2 protein-coding genes and 1 pseudogene are annotated in these 1638 nt (G+C 73.0%); 2 read left to right on the top strand and 1 reads right to left on the bottom strand.

Features of this window, described 5'->3' with window-relative positions; translation table 11 throughout:
* Nucleotides 1–243: nucleoside deaminase (locus tag UK12_RS32515; RefSeq protein WP_045306810.1), on the bottom strand; the 243-nt coding region annotated here is incomplete at its 3' end.
* A gap of 282 nt (nt 244–525) precedes the next feature.
* On the opposite strand from UK12_RS32515, the gene UK12_RS32510 reads away from it, so the two are divergent.
* Complete coding sequence (locus UK12_RS32510) at nt 526–1326, top strand: EI24 domain-containing protein (protein WP_045306809.1); 801 nt, start codon at nt 526–528, stop codon at nt 1324–1326.
* A gap of 68 nt (nt 1327–1394) precedes the next feature.
* A pseudogene (locus UK12_RS32505) lies at nt 1395–1638 on the top strand (hypothetical protein); the annotation flags it as partial.

Genomic DNA, 1638 nt, shown 5'->3' with positions numbered 1-1638 from the left:
CAGGCCCGAGCAGTACCAGCAGGGCGACAGGGTGGTGACCATCGTGGTGCGGCCGTAGCCGCGCAGTCGGCCCGCCGCGCGGAAGGCCGCGGTCTCGGCGTGCATCGAGGGATCGCCGTCCTGGACCCGGCGGTTGTGGCCGCGGCCGAGGAGCTCGCCGTCCGGGCCGAACAGCGCCGCGCCGATCGGGATGCCGCCCTCGGCGAGCCCGGTCCTGGCCTCCTCGACCGCGACCGCCAGCATCTGCTGTGGATCCACTGCCGCACCTCGCCTACGTCTGCGCCTACGTCCGTGGCCGCCCGCTTGGACGGTATCCCAAGCAGGCGGCCCGTGGAGGTCGGATCGGGTGCCGGGGCGCAGCGGCGTCGGATCTCCGCCGCCCCGGCTCGCGGAGCGGACCGGTCGGCGGGTCGGGCCCGCCGGAAGGCGGACAGGAACGGCCTCGGCGCCACCCCGCCGGGTGCGTGCGGTGCGGGCCACCGGTCGGGGGCGGGGGCTCGGACGGTGCCCCGTAGGCTTTTCCGCATGCGAGATTTTGCGGCGGGGGTCGGCCTCCTGTTCAAGGGCCAGCGGTGGGTTGCGGGACGCGGCCGGTGGTGGGGGTTCGGCATGATCCCCGCACTGATCGCGCTGGTGGGGTACGTGGTGGCACTGACCGCGCTCGCCGTCTGGTCGGGTGACCTGGCCCGCTGGGCGACCCCGTTCGCGGACGGCTGGGGCTCGCCGTGGCAGGGCCTGCTGCGCGGGGTGTTCGTGGCGGCGCTGATAGGCGGCGGGCTGCTGCTGGCGATGGTCAGCTTCACCGCGGTGACGCTGCTGATCGGGCAGCCGTTCTACGAGTCGCTCGCGGCGAAGGTGGACGAGACCGGGGGCGGTGTGCCCGCCGCACCCGGGCAGTCGCTCTGGCGGGAGCTCGTCGTGGCGGCCGGGGACAGCCTCCGGGTGCTCGTCCGGGTGGCCGGGATCGGCCTGCTGCTGTTCCTCTGCGGATTCGTTCCGGTGGTCGGTCAGACCGTGGTGCCGGTGGTCGGCATGGGGGTGTCCGGATTCTTCCTGGCCGTCGAGCTGACCGCCGTGGCGCTGCAACGGCGCGGCATCCCGCAGCGTGAGCGGATTCGCCTGCTGCGCGGGCGGCTGGGGCTGGCCCTGGGCTTCGGGGTGCCGCTGGCGCTGCTCGCCCTGGTGCCGGTACTGACGGTCGTGGTGATGCCGGGCGCGGTGGCCGGGGCGACGCTGCTGGCCCGCGAGCTGCTTCCGGCGGAACCGGCGGTGGAAGAGGCAGCGGCGGAGCCCGATCCCGAGAATGCGGCGTACTTCAGAAAGTAATCTGATATTAGAATTCATAAACAGACGGGAATTTGACATTCCGCGGATAACTGAACGATAACTGCCGCATGAGCGCACTGGCGGGCATCGCCTCGGACACCGACCGCCCATCCAGCGGGACCGATCCCGCCCACCCCGAGTTCTGGAGCCTCCCGGCCGAGGACCGGGCCGCCGCCTTCGCCCGTCTGCGCGCGCTGGACCGTCCGCAGTTCTGTACCGACCCCCGCACCGGCAGAGGCTTCCACGCCCTGGTCCGGCACGCCGACGTGGTCGCCGCCAGCCGTACGCCCGAGGTCTTCGTCAGCGCCCCCG

The sequence above is a fragment of the Saccharothrix sp. ST-888 genome (assembly GCF_000955975.1).
GTDB lineage: Bacteria > Actinomycetota > Actinomycetes > Streptomycetales > Streptomycetaceae > Kitasatospora.
This window is presented reverse-complemented; position numbering and strand designations above follow the sequence as displayed.